General features: G+C 72.1%; 12 protein-coding genes, 4 tRNA genes, 1 other RNA gene and 3 pseudogenes. 13 read left to right on the top strand and 7 right to left on the bottom strand.

Features of this window, described 5'->3' with window-relative positions:
* The first annotated feature begins 30 nt into the window (after window positions 1-30).
* The 5 genes and pseudogenes from AB0J10_RS15945 to AB0J10_RS15925 form a co-directional block, all read left to right on the top strand.
* Window positions 31-222 (top strand): helix-turn-helix transcriptional regulator, encoded by a 192-nt coding sequence (locus AB0J10_RS15945; protein ID WP_363061885.1) that lies wholly within the window; start codon window positions 31-33, stop codon window positions 220-222.
* On the top strand, window positions 219-1,190 hold the full coding sequence (locus tag AB0J10_RS15940; RefSeq protein WP_363061883.1) for an NAD(P)-dependent alcohol dehydrogenase: 972 nt from the start codon (window positions 219-221) through the stop codon (window positions 1,188-1,190). Before AB0J10_RS15945 ends, AB0J10_RS15940 begins: the two co-directional genes overlap by 4 nt.
* 598 nt (window positions 1,191-1,788) lie before the next feature.
* Window positions 1,789-3,207: a DUF6777 domain-containing protein gene (locus AB0J10_RS15935; protein WP_363061881.1), complete on the top strand. Its 1,419-nt coding sequence runs from the start codon at window positions 1,789-1,791 to the stop codon at window positions 3,205-3,207.
* A gap of 254 nt (window positions 3,208-3,461) precedes the next feature.
* A complete protein-coding gene (locus tag AB0J10_RS15930; RefSeq protein WP_363061879.1) occupies window positions 3,462-4,175 on the top strand; it encodes a DUF899 domain-containing protein in 714 nt (237 codons plus the stop codon).
* Window positions 4,176-4,356: 181 nt separating this feature from the next.
* Window positions 4,357-4,623, top strand: a pseudogene (locus tag AB0J10_RS15925) (tyrosine-type recombinase/integrase); the annotation flags it as partial.
* A 79-nt stretch (window positions 4,624-4,702) separates the two neighbouring features.
* Here the strand turns inward: AB0J10_RS15925 and AB0J10_RS15920 are convergent.
* Window positions 4,703-4,790: transfer RNA gene (locus tag AB0J10_RS15920), tRNA-Ser, on the bottom strand.
* A gap of 72 nt (window positions 4,791-4,862) precedes the next feature.
* Here AB0J10_RS15920 and ffs point away from each other — a divergent pair.
* The 6 genes from ffs (at window position 4,863) to AB0J10_RS15890 (ending at window position 13,761) form a co-directional block, all read left to right on the top strand.
* An RNA gene (gene ffs, locus AB0J10_RS15915) (signal recognition particle sRNA small type) lies at window positions 4,863-4,959 on the top strand.
* A gap of 210 nt (window positions 4,960-5,169) precedes the next feature.
* A complete protein-coding gene (locus AB0J10_RS15910) occupies window positions 5,170-7,470 on the top strand; it encodes a DNA polymerase III subunit gamma and tau (RefSeq protein WP_363061877.1) in 2,301 nt (766 codons plus the stop codon).
* A 61-nt stretch (window positions 7,471-7,531) separates the two neighbouring features.
* Complete coding sequence (purD, locus tag AB0J10_RS15905) at window positions 7,532-8,785, top strand: phosphoribosylamine--glycine ligase (protein WP_363061875.1); 1,254 nt, start codon at window positions 7,532-7,534, stop codon at window positions 8,783-8,785.
* 549 nt (window positions 8,786-9,334) lie between these two features.
* Window positions 9,335-11,062, top strand: a complete 1,728-nt coding sequence (locus tag AB0J10_RS15900) for a hypothetical protein (RefSeq protein ID WP_363061873.1) — start codon at window positions 9,335-9,337, stop codon at window positions 11,060-11,062.
* A gap of 163 nt (window positions 11,063-11,225) precedes the next feature.
* Window positions 11,226-12,713, top strand: a complete 1,488-nt coding sequence (locus AB0J10_RS15895; RefSeq protein ID WP_363061871.1) for a N,N-dimethylformamidase beta subunit family domain-containing protein — start codon at window positions 11,226-11,228, stop codon at window positions 12,711-12,713.
* A gap of 148 nt (window positions 12,714-12,861) precedes the next feature.
* Complete coding sequence (locus tag AB0J10_RS15890) at window positions 12,862-13,761, top strand: phosphoribosylaminoimidazolesuccinocarboxamide synthase (RefSeq protein ID WP_363061869.1); 900 nt, start codon at window positions 12,862-12,864, stop codon at window positions 13,759-13,761.
* A gap of 40 nt (window positions 13,762-13,801) precedes the next feature.
* Here the strand turns inward: AB0J10_RS15890 and AB0J10_RS15885 are convergent.
* The 6 genes and pseudogenes from AB0J10_RS15885 to AB0J10_RS15860 all read right to left on the bottom strand — a co-directional run bounded on the left by AB0J10_RS15885 (window position 13,802) and on the right by AB0J10_RS15860 (window position 16,358).
* A tRNA-Gly gene (locus AB0J10_RS15885) sits at window positions 13,802-13,877 on the bottom strand.
* A 22-nt stretch (window positions 13,878-13,899) separates the two neighbouring features.
* Window positions 13,900-14,526, bottom strand: a pseudogene (locus tag AB0J10_RS15880) (response regulator transcription factor).
* A gap of 369 nt (window positions 14,527-14,895) precedes the next feature.
* A pseudogene (locus AB0J10_RS15875) lies at window positions 14,896-15,486 on the bottom strand (ABC transporter permease); the annotation flags it as partial.
* Window positions 15,487-15,668: 182 nt separating this feature from the next.
* Window positions 15,669-15,741 (bottom strand) — tRNA-Gly (locus tag AB0J10_RS15870).
* 78 nt (window positions 15,742-15,819) lie between these two features.
* Window positions 15,820-15,891 (bottom strand) — tRNA-Gly (locus AB0J10_RS15865).
* Window positions 15,892-16,028: 137 nt separating this feature from the next.
* Window positions 16,029-16,358, bottom strand: a complete 330-nt coding sequence (locus tag AB0J10_RS15860) for an Lsr2 family protein (RefSeq protein ID WP_363061867.1) — start codon at window positions 16,356-16,358, stop codon at window positions 16,029-16,031.
* Between the two features lie 298 nt (window positions 16,359-16,656).
* On the opposite strand from AB0J10_RS15860, the gene purS reads away from it, so the two are divergent.
* Together purS and purQ are read left to right on the top strand one after the other, a co-directional pair.
* Entirely contained in the window at window positions 16,657-16,902 is a 246-nt protein-coding gene (gene purS / locus AB0J10_RS15855) for a phosphoribosylformylglycinamidine synthase subunit PurS (RefSeq protein ID WP_017946142.1), read from the top strand.
* Window positions 16,899-17,579 carry a phosphoribosylformylglycinamidine synthase subunit PurQ gene (gene purQ, locus AB0J10_RS15850; RefSeq protein WP_363061865.1) on the top strand — a complete coding sequence of 227 codons (681 nt, stop codon included), beginning with the start codon at window positions 16,899-16,901 and terminating at the stop codon, window positions 17,577-17,579. The genes purS and purQ overlap by 4 nt, the downstream gene beginning before the upstream one ends.
* Window positions 17,580-17,591: the final 12 nt, after the last annotated feature.

The following is a 17,591-nucleotide window of genomic DNA, read 5'->3' as shown; positions in this document are numbered from 1 at the left end:
ATCCGCTCCCTCCGCTTCGCTCACGGAGAGATGACCCAGGCGGAACTGGCCGACCGGATCGGGGTGACCCGCCAGACCGTCATCGCCATCGAGAAGGGCCGCTACTCGCCCTCGCTCGAAATGGCGTTCCGGATCTCCCACGTCTTCGGAGTTCCGCTCGAGCAGGTCTTCCAGTACACGGCCGGAGAACCGGGCAGCGGCAGTGGAGGGGGTACCGCATGAAGGCCGTCGCACAGGACACATACGGCTCCGCCGAGGTGCTGGAGCTGAGGGACGTCCCCGAGCCCGTCGCGGGGGACGGCGAGGTGCTCGTACGAGTACGCGCGGCCGGCGTGGACGCGGGCGTCTGGCACTTGATGACTGGGCTGCCGTACCTCCTGCGCCTCATGGGCTACGGGCTGCGCGCTCCCAAGGTTCCCGTCCGCGGCCGGGAGGTGGCGGGCCGGGTGGAGGCGGTCGGTGCCGGCGTGACCCGCTTCCGGCCCGGAGACGAGGTGTTCGGCTTCTGCGAGGGGGCCTTCGCCGAGTACGCGACCGCCCGTGAGGACCGGTTCGTGACGCGGCCCGCGAACCTCTCGGCCGAGCAGGCGGCGGCCGTGCCCCTCTCCGCGGTCACCGCACTCCAGGCGCTGCGCGACACGGGCCGGGTGCGGGCCGGGCAGCGCGTGCTGGTCATCGGGGCGGCGGGTGGGGTCGGGACGTTCGCCGTACAGCTCGGCAAGGCCTTCGGTGCGCGAGTCACGGGCGTCTGCAGCACGACGAAGACGGACCTGGTCCGCGCCCTCGGCGCCGACGAGGTCCTCGACTACACCCGTGAGGACTACGCGGACGGCTCCCGTGCCTTCGACCTCGTCGTCGACACCGCGGGCAACGCTCCGCTGGCACGGCTCAGGCGGGCGCTGAACCCGCGGGGGACGCTGGTCCTCGTCGGCGGCGAGGGAGGGGGACGCTGGCTCGGCGGCACCGACCGGGTCCTGCGGGCGATGCTGCTGTCCCCGTTCGTACGGCAGCGGCTGTGCGGGCTGTTCTCGGCGGAGCGGGTCGAGGACCTGGAATCGCTGAGGGAGCTGATCGAGGCCGGCAGCGTCACCCCGGTCGTCGACAGGACGTATCGGCTGGGTGAGCTGCCCGAGGCCATCCGGTACCTCAGGGAGAGCGGGGCGTGCGGCAAGGTCGTGATCACGATGTGACGCGACGTACCGCCGTTTCCCTCTCCCGTCCTTCCCCCGTCCGTCGCCTTCCCGGCCCCCGTCCTCGGCCTCCGCCCCGTTCAGGGCGGAGGCCGAAGACATGTGCGCACGCATTGCTCGGGCGCCCTGGCCTGTCAAGTCCCGAAATGCAGCGGCATGACGCGCCTGCGGCGACCGGGTTTTCCTGGGATCGGGGTCGGCTGAGAACGCCGCCCCTCCGCATCGAACGCGCCGCTCGCGCTGTCGCACGGCGGTACGCGGCGGAAATCTGCAAGATCCACAATTCCCGGACCAGAAGCCCATAATGACGATAGGGAGGGCAAATGAGGACCACCGTCATTTCCCCGACGTCCCCGATTCTGGGGAGAATGCCGTGACGTCAGAGCTTCCTCCGTCCGAGCGCCCCACACGCCCCACGGGCCCCCCGTCCGGTCCGCTGACCGGCCGGTCGTCCGACGGGTGGGAACAGCCCCCGCCCCCGCCCGGACTCCCGCCCCCGCCTGATCCTCCGCATGAGCCGCCCGCGGCGGGCGGACCCGGCGAGCCGGACCCGGGCCGCGGAAAACCGCCGTTCTGGCGGCGGAGCCGGCTCACACTGGTGAGTGCCGGCACGGCAGTCATGGTGGCGTTGGCGGTGATCCTCGCGTTCTCCTTCATGGGAGGGGGATCCCAGGCGGGCGGAGAGATCTTCCTGCAGACCGCCTCGGCGGCCGGCCGTGACCCGTTCACCCCGTCCGTCGCCACGGACACCCGGAACGCCGCGGGTCCGACCGGGCCGAACACGTCGAGGATCGGCTCACGCACCGTCGCCGTAAGCGGCGCGCACCCCGGTCTGTACGGAGGTACGCAGAACGTCGCGAGCTGCGACGTGGAGAAGCAGATCGCGTATCTCGTGGAGAACGACAACAAAGGCAGCGCCTTCGCGGGCGCCCTGCGTATCCCGAAGGCCGAAGTGCCCGCCTACCTGCGGTCGCTGACGCCGGTTCGGCTGACCTGGGACACCCGGGTCACCAACCACGGATACCGGGACGGCAAGGCCACCGAGTACCAGGCGGTCCTTCAGGCCGGCACGGCGGTGCTCGTCGACGACCGGGGTGTCCCGCGCGTGCGCTGCGCGTGCGGCAACCCGCTGGCCCCTGCCGTCGCGGTCCAGGGTGAGCAGAAGTACTCGGGCGAGAAGTGGACGTCCTTCCGCTCGTCCACCATCGTCGCGGTCGTCCCGGCGCCCAAGCCGATGAAGGCCGTCGCGATGTTCGACCCGGATGCCAAGGCATGGTTCGAGCGCCCGAAGGGGGACGCCGAGGGTCGCAGCGACCACCGGATTCCCGCCCCGAAGGGTCAGCCGCAGGACGCGGCGTACCCGGTCCTGCCCGAGCCTGCCAAGGACTCCTCGGACGTGTTCCCGGAGGGCGAGGACCAGGGTACGCAGGACGGCGGGACGGACGAGGACGAGGAGAAGGGCAAGGACGAGGAGAAGGAAAAGGAAGACGAGCAGCAGAAGGAGGATGAGCCGTCGCGGAAGGACGAGAAGACGGACAAGCCCTCGGAGGAGGAGCAGAAGAAGGACGAGAAGACGGACGAGCCGTCGCAGGAGGAGCAGAAGAAGGACGAGAAGACGGACAAGCCCTCGGAGGAGGAGCAGAAGAAGGACGAGAAGACGGACAAGCCGTCGCAGGAGGAGCAGAAGAAGGACGAGAAGACGGACAAGCCGTCGCAGGAGGAACAGAAGGAGAAGCCCGTGGCGCCGGACTCGGAAGAGCCGCCATCGCCGGATCAGCCGGAGAAGCCCGTGGCGCCCGAGACGGAGCGGGAACAGCCTCCGCAGGAACAGGACCAGCCGGTCCCGCCCGAGCAGCCACAGCCTCCCGCACCCGAGGAGCCGGCCGAGCCGCAGCAGCCGGAACAGTCGGAGCAGCAGCTCCCCGAGTCACCCCCGGCGGAGCAGCCGCAGCAGCCCGACCAGCAGAAGCAGCCGCAGCAGCCGGCCGAGGAACAGCCTCAGCAGGAGCCGCGGTAACTCGTAGCGCCGTGCTTCCCGGCCCGCGGCCCAGGGGCTTGGGAGGGTTCCCGCCGCAATCCGCGTCGCCCGTCGGTGCGCGGATTGCGGCCACCTCCATGTCGTTCACATGTTCGTGTCATGTGCATCGGCGTGCGCCCTCGGCGCCGGCGACCGACCCTGGAGGAGGGCGCGGCGGCAGGTCGCGGCATCCGCCCGCACCCCGGTGCCCACCCCCGCGCGAGCTCTGACACAACTGGAAGGTGGACGTCGCCATGGAGAAGCCCCCGGTCGTCTCCCCGGAGGAGTGGGAGTCCGCGCGGCAGGAGTTGCTCGTCGAGGAGAAGCGGCTGACCCGCGCTCGTGACGAACTGGCCGCCAAGCGGCGCCGGATGCCGTGGCTGGCGGTGGAGAAGGACTACGCATTCGAGGGTCCCGAGGGCAAGGTGGGTCTGCCGGACCTGTTCGAGGGCCGCCGGCAGCTGGTCGTGTACCGGGCCTTCTTCGAGCCCGGTGTCTTCGGCTGGCCCTCCCACGCCTGCCGCGGCTGCTCCATGGTGGCCGACCACGTCGGGAACCTCGCTCATCTGAACGCTCGCGATACGACGCTGACCTTCGTGTCGCGTGCGCCGCAGCCGGACATCGAGCGAGTGAAGGACCGGATGGGCTGGGCGATGCCCTGGTACACCATCGCCGGCGACTTCGACGCCGACTTCGGGGTGGACGAGTGGCACGGCACCAACGCCTTCATCCGCGACGGCGACAGTGTGTTCCGCACCTACTTCATCAACAACCGCGGCGACGAGGCGCTGGGGAGCACCTGGAGCTACCTCGACATGACCGCTCTCGGGCGGCAGGAGACGTGGGAGGACTCGCCCGAGGGCTATCCCCGGACCCCGCCGTACGAGTGGTGGAACTGGCACGACGAGTACGGCGACGACGCCGCACCGGATCCGGAGCTGCCGGCCAGGACCCGCGACGCCGGCTGAGTCCCTCCTCGCCCGGGAGAAGGCGTCTCACCGGCTCAGGCCACGGGCCATGGCGGCACAGCCGTGCGCGGCCGCCGGGCGCGCCGCCCGGTGACGTACCCCGCGATCCCCAGGCCGATCCCTACCAGGGTCAGCACGATCCCGAGGGCCCCGAGCGCCAGCAACACCGCCGGCTCGGTGAAACCCGAACACCGACTTCCACGTCTGGAAGCGACTGCTCCGGGAAGCGGGCGTTCGAGACGGCCGCCTCCATGACGCTCGCCACACCGCCGCGACCGTCCTTCTGATCCTCGGCGTCCCGGACGTCGTGGTCGACGCGATCATGGGCTGGGAACCCGGGGGAGCGGCACGTACGCGCGCTCGGTACATGCACGTCACCGGAACGATGCTGCGGAAGGTCGCCCAGCAAGTCGGCGATGCGCTCTGGGAGCTGCCGAAGACCAACTGAGACGGAAACTGAGACGGACAACGTCGAAGGGCCCCACCGCGAACGGTGGGGCCCTTCGACATCGTGCCCGGTGAGGCACTGGCGGAGGATACGAGATTCGAACTCGTGAGGGGTTGCCCCCAACACGCTTTCCAAGCGTGCGCCCTAGGCCTCTAGGCGAATCCTCCGCCGGAAACATTACATGACGCGGAGGAGTGCTCGCGAACTCGTTCCCCGCCCCCACCATCGGGTAGTCTGTGCGCAGCCCCTCACGTGGCGCTATCTGACTGAACTCCCCCAGGGCCGGAAGGCAGCAAGGGTAGGTCGGCTCTGGCGGGTGCGTGGGGGGCCCTTGCGTTCCGCGGCGGTCGCGGTCGGGCTCGACACCCGTTCCCGGCTCGACAACCCGTTCCCGGCTCGGCGGCCCGTTCCCGGCAGCCGGACCCTGGCTCGACGTCCGAATACGGGTCCGGGGGTGCGGTCTGGGATCGTCCGGGCCCGCTGGCCCGGAGGCCCGGCCCACGGCGGCCGCCGTGATTGTCGGTGCGCCCCGATAACCTCGTATGCGTGTCGTCCCTTGCGCTGTACCGCCGCTACCGACCCGAGTCCTTCGCCGAGGTCATCGGGCAGGAGCATGTCACCGACCCGCTGCAGCAGGCGCTGCGGAACAACCGGGTCAATCACGCGTACCTGTTCAGCGGGCCGCGCGGATGCGGAAAGACGACCAGTGCCCGCATCCTCGCGCGGTGTCTGAACTGTGAGCAGGGCCCCACTCCCACCCCCTGCGGTGAGTGCCTGTCCTGCCGGGACCTCGCGCGCAACGGGCCCGGATCGATCGACGTCATCGAGATCGACGCCGCGTCGCACGGTGGTGTGGACGACGCCCGCGAGTTGCGGGAGAAGGCGTTCTTCGGGCCCGCGTCCAGCCGGTACAAGATCTACATCATCGACGAGGCCCACATGGTCACCTCGGCGGGCTTCAACGCCCTGCTGAAGGTGGTCGAGGAACCGCCGGAGCACCTCAAGTTCATCTTCGCGACGACCGAGCCCGAGAAGGTCATCGGGACGATCCGGTCGCGCACCCACCACTATCCGTTCCGCCTCGTTCCGCCCGGGACCCTCAGGGAGTACCTGGGCGAGGTGTGCGGCAGGGAGCGGATCCCCGTCGAGGACGGGGTCCTCCCCCTGGTCGTACGGGCCGGGGCGGGTTCGGTGCGCGACTCGATGTCGGTCATGGACCAGCTGCTGGCCGGCGCCACGGACGACGGTGTGACGTACGCCATGGCGACGGCCCTCCTGGGGTACACCGACGGATCGCTGCTGGACTCGGTCGTGGACGCCTTCGCGTCGGGCGACGGCGCCGCGGCGTTCGAGATCGTGGACCGGGTGATCGAGGGCGGCAACGACCCGCGCCGTTTCGTCGCGGATCTGCTGGAGCGGCTGCGGGACCTGGTGATCCTCGCCGCTGTGCCGGACGCGGCCGAGAAGGGGCTCATCGACGGGCCGGCGGACGTGGTCGAGCGGATGCAGGCGCAGGCCCGGGTGTTCGGGTCCGCCGAGCTCAGCCGGGCCGCCGACCTGGTCAACACCGGGCTGACGGAGATGCGGGGCGCCACCTCGCCCCGGCTGCAGCTGGAACTGATCTGCGCCCGGGTGCTGCTGCCCGCGGCCTTCGACGACGAGCGGTCCCTGCAGGCCAGGCTCGACCGGCTGGAGCGCGGTGCCATCGCGTACACGGCGCAGGGATCCGGGCCGGCGATGGGCTACGTACCGGGCCCGGAGGCGCACGCGCCGATGGTTCCGGGTGGTGGTCCCGCCGCCGCGCGTGCGGCGGCACGGGGCGGGGGAGCGGCATCCGACCAGGCCCAGTCGCAAGCGGCCCCGCCGCAGCCCGAGCCGGCCCGGCAGCCCGTCCGGCCCGAAGCCCCGCAGCCCGGGCCCGACCAGGCCCCCCGGCAGCCCGTCGAGGCGGAGCCCGCCGGGGCCGCGGTTCCGCAATCCCGGACGGACCCGGCGCCGGCACCCGCCGAGGAGTCCACCGCACCGCGCCCCGGCGCGTGGCCGGGTGCCGCTGCACCCGGCGGTGGTGGGGCCGCCACACGTCCGGGCGCCTGGCCCTCGGCCGCCGCGCCAGGCCACGGCGCCCGCCCTCCGGCACCCCCCGCGACCCCCACCCCGGCGCCTGCCGCCCCCGCCCCGCCGCAACCGGTCGCGCCCGCCGCGGCCCAGGGGGCCGCCCAGGTGCGCAACATGTGGCCGGACATCCTGGAGGTGGTGAAGAACCGCCGCCGCTTCACCTGGATCCTTCTCAGCCAGAACGCCCAGGTGGCCGGCTTCGACGGCACCACGCTCCAGCTCGGTTTCATCAACGCAGGAGCGCGCGACAACTTCGCGAGCAGCGGCAGTGAGGACGTGCTGCGGCAGGCGCTCGCCGAGCAGTTCAACGTCCAGTGGAAGATCGAGGCCATCATCGACCCGTCGGGCGGGGCGGGGCAGCCCCCGCCCGGTCCGGGTGGATCGTCCGGCGGCTACGGGGGACACGGCGGCCGGCCCGTCCAGTCCCCGCCCGCCTCCGCGGCGCCCGCACCTCGGCCTTCGCAGGCACCGCGGCCGTCCCAGCAGCCGGCGGCGCCTTCCTCACGGCCACCGGGCGGGGGAGGCGGTCCTGCCCCGCAGCAGGGCCCGTCCGCTGCGGAGTCGGCAGGGGCCGCGGCTCCGCAGGCAACGCCGCCGCAGCAGCCCGTCGCGCTCGAGGACGACATCCCGGAAGAGGACGATCCGGATCTCGTGGACTCAGCCCTGTCAGGTCACGACCTGATCGTGCGGGAGCTCGGAGCCACCGTTGTGGAGGAATACACGAACGAGTAGGCGAGGCCGTTTCGGTGGCCCGCACAAGGTCGCCGGTGGCGAGCGGGCTACCCTGGCTGCCGTGAAGGTCCTCGTCATCGGCGGCGGCGCCCGCGAACACGCCCTGTGCCGCGCTCTCTCCCTCGACCCCGACGTCTCCGCTCTGCACTGCGCGCCCGGCAACGCCGGAATCGCGGACGTCGCCGAGCTGCACACGGTGGACGCCCTCGACGGCGACGCCGTCGCCGCACTCGCCGGCAGGCTCGAGGCCGATCTGGTCGTCGTCGGGCCCGAGGCGCCGCTCGTCGCCGGTGTCGCCGACGCCGTTCGGGCCGCGGGCATCCCCTGCTTCGGCCCCTCCCGCGAGGCGGCCCGGCTCGAGGGTTCCAAGGCCTTCGCCAAGGAAGTGATGGCCGCCGCGAACGTCCCCACGGCGCGCAGCTACGTCTGCACCACCCCGGAGGAGGTCGACGAGGCCCTCGACGCCTTCGGCGCGCCGTACGTCGTCAAGGACGACGGGCTCGCCGCGGGCAAGGGCGTGGTCGTGACCGCCGATCTGGAGCAGGCCCGGGAGCACGCGCTGGCCTGCGGCCGCGTGGTCATCGAGGAGTACCTGGACGGACCCGAGGTGTCGCTCTTCGCCATCACCGACGGCGAGACGGTGCTCCCGCTCCAGCCGGCGCAGGACTTCAAGCGCGCGCTGGACGGTGACGAGGGGCCGAACACCGGCGGCATGGGCGCGTACTCGCCCCTTCCGTGGGCCGATCCGAAGCTGGTAGACGAGGTCCTGGAGACCGTGCTCCAGCCCACCGTGGACGAGCTCCGACGCCGTGGCACACCGTTCGCCGGCCTGCTGTACGCGGGGCTCGCGATCACCAGCCGCGGAGTGCGCGTGATCGAGTTCAACGCCCGCTTCGGCGACCCCGAGACCCAGGTGGTGCTCGCCAGGCTCAAGACCCCGCTCGCGGGCGTCCTCCTGCACGCGGCCCGCGGCACCCTCGCCGACGAGGCGCCGCTGACCTGGCGCGGCGACGCCGCCGTGACCGTCGTCATCGCCTCGCACAACTACCCGGCCACGCCCCGCACCGGCGACCCGATCGGCGGGCTCGACGAGGTCGCGGTGCACGACGCTCCGCAGGCGTACGTCCTGCACGCCGGGACCAGGCGGGAGGGCGACGCGATCGTCAGCGCGGGCGGCCGGGTGCTGTCGGTGACCGCGACCGGCGGGGACCTGGCCGAGGCCCGTGAGCGCGCGTACGCCGCGGTGGAACGCATCCACCTGGACGGTTCGCACCACCGAAGGGACATCGCCGAGAAGGCGGCGTCCCGCCCCTGAGGCGCGTCGGGTTGCATCCGGCCGTGCGCCGGCCCGGCCCTCCGCGGGCCTGCCGCGTCCATCCCGCGGCGCGCGGCCCCGCCCACCGGGCTCCACCGCACGGACGGGCGGGGTGGAATCGGTTTCTGCCGCGGCAACCCCTTCGGCGAGCGGCTCCCCCGCTCCTCCGCAGAGGCCCGGGAGCTGGTCACGCCGGCCCGCTCGTGGCGGGTTCGGACCCGTCCGGCCCACCGCCCCTTCCCGTCTGCTCGTCCGACCGCCGCGCGGCCGTCCCCCAGGGGGCGGTGCCCGGGCCCGGGCACCGCCGAGGCCGGCCCGTTCGACGAGGTCCGGGGGCCTGCAAGGCTCCGGTCACGATGTCAGCAGCTTTGCCCAAAGGCATTCCATCGAGTGACCGCTGCCCCATCCGGATGACGGCCGGGAAAGGCCCAACTAGGGTGCGGCGCAAGCGTTCCGGCACTTGGCCCACCGACATTGCGATGTCCGTGACGGGTGCCACAGTGGGGGAGTGAGCAACACCGCCGCAGGGCAGAGGGGGTGAGTCCGGCCGTGTCCGGAACCGTCGTCGGTGAGGAGGCGGGCGCGTTGACCGCGCGTTCCCGTGCCCTCGCCGTGCTGCGGGTGCGCAGCAGGGCGCTGGCCCTGGTGCTGCTGCCCGCCGCCGTCGCCGTCGTGCTGCTCGTCGGCGGGGTCACCGGCCGGATCGGCGGTGGTCACTGGGACCTCGCGCGCTGGGTGGTCGGCTCCGTCGCCGTCCTCGTGCTGCTGGCCGCCGCCGTGGTCGCCGCCGTCATAGCCCGGGCCAGGCCCGCCGTCAGCCCGACGGTGCCGCTGGCCCCGACCGCCGCCCCCGATCTGTACCGGCTGGTGGAGGAGCTGGCCGAACGGATGGACGTGCCCGCGCCGTCGGCCATAGCCCTCACACCGGACTGCGACAGCTGGCTGGAGGACCGTACGCACCGGGCGCACGGCCCGCGCCGCCCGTCCCGGGTCACGCCCCGGGACGACGCACCCGTCCTGGTCATCGGCTCCCCGTTCCTGTGGTGGATGCGGGTCGCCGAGCTGCGCGCCGTGCTCGCGCCGGTCGTCGCCGGCACGGGCCCCTCGGCGCACCCCGACATAGCCGCTGCCCGCCGCTTCCTGCGCGGCCTGGACGCCGCGGCCGGGCTCGCGGCCCGTCCCGGGCTCGGGCCGGTGCGAAGGCTCGGCTGCGGGGCCGTGGGCCGGGTCGCCCGGGTCCTGCTGCGCGGCTGCCGCGGCCATGCCGCGGAGATGGAGCGCGGAGTCGCCGCGGCCGCCTCCGAGCGTGCACAGGCCGTGGACTACGGGCTGAGGATCGTGGCGCAGGAGCAGGTCGGCCTCGCGTACGCGGGTTGGGACCGGCTGCTGACCCGGGTGGCGCTGCCCGCGTGGCGGATGGGCCGGTGGCCGAGCCGCCTCGACGCGGGAGTCGTCTCGGCGCTCACCGAGCTGTCCCGCCGCGACCGACTGGCGGAGGGCTTCGCCTCGCGGCTCGGGGAGCGCCCAGCCTGCGATCTGCTGGAGGAGCCGGGGGCGGTGGACGAGGCCGCGTCGTTGCTGGCCGCCCGGCTGTTCCACGGCGGGCCCGCCGAGATCGGACCGGACTGGTCGCCGGTGGACTGGCAGCAGTATCCGGAGGAGGTCGTCGACCGGAAGTGGCGCACGGAGGCCGCCCGGCTGCATCGGGTCCTCGACGCGATGGGCGTGCGGCCGTCCGCCGGTGTTCCCGCGGGCCCCACGCTGGCCCGCGTCATGGAGCACCTCGCCGACTGCTCCGGGGCGGCGTCCGAGCCGCCGGCCGACGATCCGGCCCAGGTCCCGCCCGTGCCAGGGGCACCGGGCACCGACGGGCCCGGCGCCGTGCTCGCCGCCGGGATCAGCGCCGACGTGGCCCGTGAGGAGGCCGCGCGCGAGCGTTCGGCCGCACCGCCGAGGGCCGCGGACCGCACGGGCGACGCCCCGGACCCCTGGGGCAACGACCCGCTGCCCCTCGTGCCCCTCCAGCCGCCGCGCACCGCACGGGAACTGCTCGCCGACCATGTGACGGCCATGGTGTGCTGCGCGGCCGTGGACACCGCCGGCGCCGCCCCGGGCATGGACTGGCTGGACGGACCGGCCCTGCTCATCAACGGTGAGCGCCGGCCGGACCTGGGTACCCGGGTGCTCAGTCTGGTCGAGGACGGGGACCCGGAGCCGCTGCGTTCCTGGCTGGCTAAGGCGGGCGTCCGGGCCGAGAAGCCGGTCCGTCTGGTGTGAGGGGCCCGGTCGGTTTCCGCCACCCCAGGCCGGAATGTTGCGTTCCGTTCACGTCAATTCACGACGAACGGTGACGGAGTGCGTGCGTTATGTGATGTGCTGGGACCGGCGCTGACGGTCAGCGCGCCAGGACCGGTCTCAGGGGACGAGGGAGGGGCGCACGATGGGGGCGGAGGACATCCGTGGGGCGGAGCCGATCCGGCGCTGGGAGTCGGGTGCCCTCGCCCACGCCGTCACGGATCCGTTCGGCCAGGGCCCGCTGCCCTGGCTGCGCGGCAGCGAGTACTACCTCGACGACACCGGCCAGGTCGTGCCCTGGTACGCGGACCCGGACGCGGCGGCGGGCCGTGGCGGGCGCTCACGCGGCCTGCGCACCGCCGACGACGTGCACCGCCAGATCAAGGGCTTCGCGTCCAACGGCGCGGTCGCCCCCGGCGAGGCGATCGACTTCCACATCACGGTCGACCCGCCCCAGCGGTTCTCGGTCGACGTGTACCGCATCGGCCACTACGGCGGTGACGGCGCCTCCAAGATCATCACCAGCCCCCGCCTCGCCGGGATCGTCCAGCCGCCTCCGCTCGCCGCCGACCGCACGGTCTCCTGCCACCACTGGTGGCTCTCCTGGCGGCTGCAGGTGCCGTCGTTCTGGTCCGTAGGCGCCCATGTCGCCGTCCTCACCACCGAGGACGGCTACCGCTCGCACATCCCCTTCACGGTCCGCGACAGCCGCCCCGCCGATCTGCTGCTGCTCATGCCCGACATCACGTGGCAGGCGTACAACCTCTACCCGGAGGACGGGCGGACCGGCGCCAGCCTCTACCACGCCTGGGACGAGCGGGGCCGACTGCTGGGGGAGAACGACGCCGCGGTCACGGTCTCCTTCGACCGCCCCTACGCGGGGGCGGGCCTCCCGCTGCACGTCGGGCATGCGTACGACTTCATCCGGTGGGCCGAGCGGTACGGCTACGACCTCGCGTACGCCGACACCCGTGATCTGCACGCGGGCCGCGTCGACCCGACCCGCTACCGCGGCCTGGTCTTCCCCGGCCACGACGAGTACTGGTCGGCGCCCATGCGCCGGACCGCCGAGCTGGCCCGCGAGCAAGGCACGTCCCTCGTGTTCCTGTCGGCCAACACCTTGTACTGGCAGGTGGAGCTCGGCCCTTCCCCCTCCGGCGTCGCCGACCGGCTGCTGACCTGCCGCAAGCGACGAGGCCCCGGCCGCTCCGCCCTCTGGCGCGAGATCGACCGCGCCGAGCAGCAGCTGCTCGGCATCCAGTACGCGGGTCGGGTGCCCGAACCCCATCCGATGGTGGTGCGCAACGCCGACCACTGGCTGTGGGAGGCGACCGGCGCCGGCGACGGCGACGAGATCCCCGGACTGGTCGCGGGGGAGGCCGACCGCTACTTCCCCCGGACCCCGCTCCCCGAGCACGAGGGCCGGATCCTGCTGGCCCACTCCCCGTACACCGACGGCGACGGCGCCCTCCGCCACCAGGAGACCTCGCTCTACAGGGCCCCGTCCGGCGCGATCGTCTTCGCCTCCGGCACCTTCGCCTGGTCGCCGGCGCTGGACCGGCCGGGCCACGTCGACGAGCGGATCCAGCGCGCGACCGCCAATCTGCTCGACCGGATCTGCAAACGCGACTGAGCCCCCGGCCGGGCCCCGGGCCGAGTCCCCCGGAGCCGCCGGCGAGGGGAGAGCCCCCACGGAGTGGACGGGCGGACCCTCCGACCCCCGCGGTCCCCGGGTGCGAGAGAATCGGAAGCGCTCCTGGATCAACCTACGCGGAGGAACCGTGTCCGGATTCGTAGAAAAGCCCGAGCCGATTCAGGTCCCGGGCCTCACCCACCTGCACACGGGCAAGGTGCGCGATCTCTACGAGAACGAGGCCGGGGACCTCGTGATGGTGGCGAGCGACCGCATCTCCGCGTACGACTGGGTGCTGCCCACCGAGATCCCGGACAAGGGGCGGGTGCTCACCCGGCTCTCCCTCTGGTGGTTCGACCGTCTGGCCGACCTCGTCCCCAACCACGTGATCTCCACCGACCTCCCGGCCGGTGCCCCGGCCGACTGGGCCGGCCGCACCCTCGTCTGCAAGTCCCTCGACATGGTCCCGGTCGAGTGCGTCGCCCGCGGCTACCTCACCGGTTCCGGCCTCACCGAGTACGACGAGAGTCGAACGGTCTGCGGGCTGGCCCTGCCCGAGGGGCTGGTCGACGGTTCCGAGCTGCCCGCCCCGATCTTCACCCCCGCCACGAAGGCCGCCGTCGGCGACCACGACGAGAACGTGTCGTTCGAGGAGGTCGCCCGTCAGGTCGGCGCGGAGACGGCCGCGCTGCTGCGCCGGACCACGCTCGATGTCTACGCCCGCGCCCGGGACATCGCCCGTGAGCGCGGCATCATCCTCGCCGACACCAAGTTCGAGTTCGGCTTCGACGGCGAGCGGCTGATCATCGCGGACGAGGTGCTGACCCCGGACTCCTCGCGCTTCTGGCCCGCCGACCTGTGGCGGCCGGGCCACGCCCAGCCGTCGTACGACAAGCAGTACGTGCGCGACTGGCTGACCTCGCCGGCCTCCGGCTGGGACCGCAGGAGCGAGCAGCCCCCGCCGGCCCTTCCACAGGACGTCGTGGAGGCGACCCGCGCCCGGTACCTGGAGGCGTACGAGTTGCTGACCGGCACGGTCTGGGCATGACGCGAAGAAGCCCCCGGCCTCGGGCCGGGGGCTTCTCGACTGGAGCGGACGACGAGGCTCGAACTCGCGACCTCAACCTTGGCAAGGTTGCGCTCTACCAACTGAGCTACGTCCGCATGCGCCGTGGCGCGGAGCCCACTATACCCAACCTCGCTCGCGTGCGACGCACCGCGGTGTGCCGGTTCTCCGCGCCCGGCTTCGCCGCCGCCGCCGACAGGTAGTTGCGGACCGTGCCCGGTGAGAGCGAGGCCCGCTCGGCGATCTCCGCGACCGGTGCCCCTTCCCCGGCGAGTTCCAGCACCTCCGCCTTGGGCGCGGTGAGCGGGGAGTCCCCGGCGGAGATGGCGTCGGCGGCCAACTCGGGGTCGACGTAACGGTTTCCCTCGTGCACCGTACGGATGATCTCGGCGAGCCGCCGGGCGCTGACCGTCTTGGGAACGAAACCGCGCACCCCGGCGGCCGGCGCTCGCTTGAGATGGCCGGGGCGGCCGTGACTGGTCACGATCACCGTCCGGCAGCCGGGCAGCTCGGCCATCAGCGATGTGGCGACCTTCACACCGTCGCCGCCGGGCATCTGGAGATCCAGGACGGCCACGTCGGCCGGTGCGAGCGGGCCATCGCCGGCACCTCCGTTCCGGATGCGGCCTCCGCGACGACGAGCTGATCGTCCTCGAGCGCGAGCAGCGCGGCGAGCGCGCCGCGGATCAGATGCTCGTCGTCGGCCGGCAGCACCCGCACGCGATCCTGCGTCACGCCCGGCCCCATTTTCTTCTCCATGCCGGCCGTCGCGGCCAGCCACAGTGCCGTGCCGGTCGCCAGGGCGGCCACGAACGCGGACCCGCCCACCAGCCTCCGGGGGACCGGGCCCTGCCCCAGATAGGCGTCCATCGCGTGCCGGGCCAGCAGAGTGGAGAACACGCCGTTCGCCACCGCGAGCAGCGGGACGCCGACGGCCACGGCGGGGTGTGCGCCGAGGCGCACAGGCCGGGTCAGCATGAGCAGTGTCAGCGCGAGCAGCGCCACCCAGACGAGGAGGTACACGGTGCCGCGCGTGCAGAGGTCCACCTTGGCGAGCCCGCTGCGCCCGCTCCAGCCGCGTACCCGCATGCGGGACACCCCCGATCCTCCCGGTCCTCAGCGCCTCGGCTCCCAGCGGAACCACCGTCGCACAGCAATCACCGAGATCACGGTCCAGGCCAGCACGTTGAGCGCCGCACCGGTGAGTCGAGCGGCGTCCGCGCCGCCGCCCACGCCGGCCTCCACGAGGCGCATCACGCCGGTCATCGGCAGCAGTTCGCACACCGGGGCGAACCGATCCGGCAGCACGTCGAGCGGGATGAGACGCCCGGAGCCGCCCGCCGAGACCATGAACAGCGGAAGCGTGGTGATCTGCGCGCTCTCCGCGGTCCGGGTGACCGTGGAGGTCGCGGCGGCGAGGGCCGCCATCACGACGGTGCCCAGCAGGGCTCAGGCCACGAGGAGTTCGGGCCGCCGAGGGCCGTCCGCGCCGAGGAGCACGACCCCGGCGACGACCACCAGGACGCTCTGCGCAAGCGCGAGCGCGGCCGCGGGCAGTGCCGTCCCGGCCAGGATCTCCGTGTCTGAAGCCTCGTCCGTCCGCAGCCGTTCGAGCACCAGTTCCTCGCGCCGGGCGACGAAGGCCGAGGTGAGGCTGAGGTGCACGACCAGGATCAGCACCATGCCGACTCCCCCGGTCATAACCGCGGCGCAGTCCCGCTGCCTCGATCACGTGCCCATCGCTGTTCATGGATCCAGCGTTCCGCCGGATGCCGGCGATCGGCAGTGCGCGCTGTCATCGGCACACATGACAAATGTCAGAACCGGCTGGGCGGGAGCAGGGGGAACGACGAAGGCCCCGGTCGAGATGACCGGGGCCTTCGCTCCCGAGCGGACGACGAGATTCGAACTCGCGACCCTCACCTTGGCAAGGTGATGCTCTACCAACTGAGCCACGTCCGCATTGCTACCGCTCAGCTCTCACTGGCGGTGCGTCCACCACTGTACCCGATCCACCGGGGTGGTCGGTACGTGGTGCGGAGCGGGTGACAGGAATTGCACACTGCGCCTTCCCTCTGGAAGAGGGCTGTTCTACTACTGAACTACACCCGCACGCTCCGTGAGGTCCGGCCTTCCGGCCTCGCCCCTCGGCGTGATCCAGACTTTAGCCCACCTGCGGGGGTGCAGTGCAACTCGGGTTCTCGCCGGAGCCGGGCCCGCGGGTCTTCTTCCGCCGTGCGGGCGGGTGTTCAGCTCGCCTCCCGGAAGGCCTCGTAGACGCGCTTGGGGATCCGGCCGCGCGCCGGTACGTCCATCTTGTTGGACTGCGCCCAGGCGCGGACGGCGGCCGGGTCGGGGGCGAGGTCGGTCCGCCGGTACTCCTTGCGCGGCCGGCCGGAGTGGCGGGCCGCCTTGCGCCCCGCCGCCATGTAGGGAGCGAGGGCGGTGCGCAGTTTCTTTGCATTGGCGGGATTGAGGTCGATCTCGTACGACTTCCCGTCCAGCCCGAACGAAACCGTTTCCGTCGCTGCTCCGCCGTCGATGTCGTCGAAGAGCGTCACCACTACGCGCTGCGCCACGGATATCGGTCCTTTCCTGTGGTCCGCCGTGCGGGTCAGTACAGGTCAGTGCTGACTCGGGGCGAATCCGGTATTCCGGCTGCTGCGGGGCAATGCTGCTTTCCGCTGTATTCCTTTGTACAGCGGCCGGTGTCGCATTGGGAAGCCCAGTCAATTGCGTCCGCGTGTCCTCCGCAATGGGCCGGATCGGTTTTTCCCTGGATTTCCCCTTCGCGTTCTCCGTATATCTATGCGCGTAGATTTTTCGGGCGGGTACGCTGAGGGAACCGCCTTCAGCACCACACCACCGGGAGTGCCAGTGGCACGCGTCGTAGTCGACGTCATGCTCAAGCCGGAGATCCTCGACCCGCAGGGCCAGGCGGTGCAGCGCGCACTGCCCCGCCTGGGCTTCGAGGGGATCGCGGACGTACGTCAGGGAAAGCGCTTCGAACTCGAGGTCGACGGGCCGGTCGACGAGGCCGCCCTCGCCCGTATCCATGAGATGGCGGAAACGTTCCTCGCGAACACCGTCATCGAGGACTTCGTCGTCAAGGTGGAGTCGTGACGGCTCGTATCGGTGTCGTCACATTTCCTGGAACACTCGACGACCAGGACGCACTGCGCGCCGTCCGCCTCGCGGGCGCCGAGCCCGTTTCGCTGTGGCACCGCGACAAGGACCTCAAGCAGGTCGACGCGGTCGTCCTCGCGGGAGGCTTCTCCTACGGCGACTATCTCCGGGCCGGCGCCATCTCCCGCTTCTCGCCGGTGATGGAAACGATCATCGCCCAGGCGAAGTCCGGGATGCCGGTCCTCGGTATCTGCAACGGCTTCCAGATCCTCACCGAGGCCCATCTGCTGCCGGGTGCGATGCTCCGCAACAACCACCTGCACTTCATCTGCCGCGACCAGAAGCTGCGGGTGGAGAACGCGGAGACGGCCTGGACCGCCGACTACGAGCAGGGCCAGGAGATCTCCGTTCCGCTGAAGAACATGGACGGCCGCTACGTCGCCGACGAGCGCGTCCTCGACGAACTCGAGGCCGAGGGCCGGGTCGCCTTCCGCTACCTCGACCTGAACCCGAACGGGTCGCTGCGCGACATCGCCGGCATCACCAATGCCGAGGGCAACGTCGTCGGGCTGATGCCCCACCCCGAGCACGCGGTGGAGCCCCTCGTCGGTACCGGTGGCACGGACGGCCTCGGGTTCTTCACCTCGATCATCAAGAGGCTGGTCGCCGCATGACCGTCGACGCCG

Origin of the sequence: Streptomyces sp. NPDC049887 (assembly GCF_040656535.1) — a bacterium.
In the GTDB taxonomy this organism is placed as follows: Bacteria; Actinomycetota; Actinomycetes; order Streptomycetales; family Streptomycetaceae; genus Streptomyces.
Note: the sequence above shows the minus strand (reverse complement) of the source record. Positions and strands in the feature narration are given on the sequence as shown.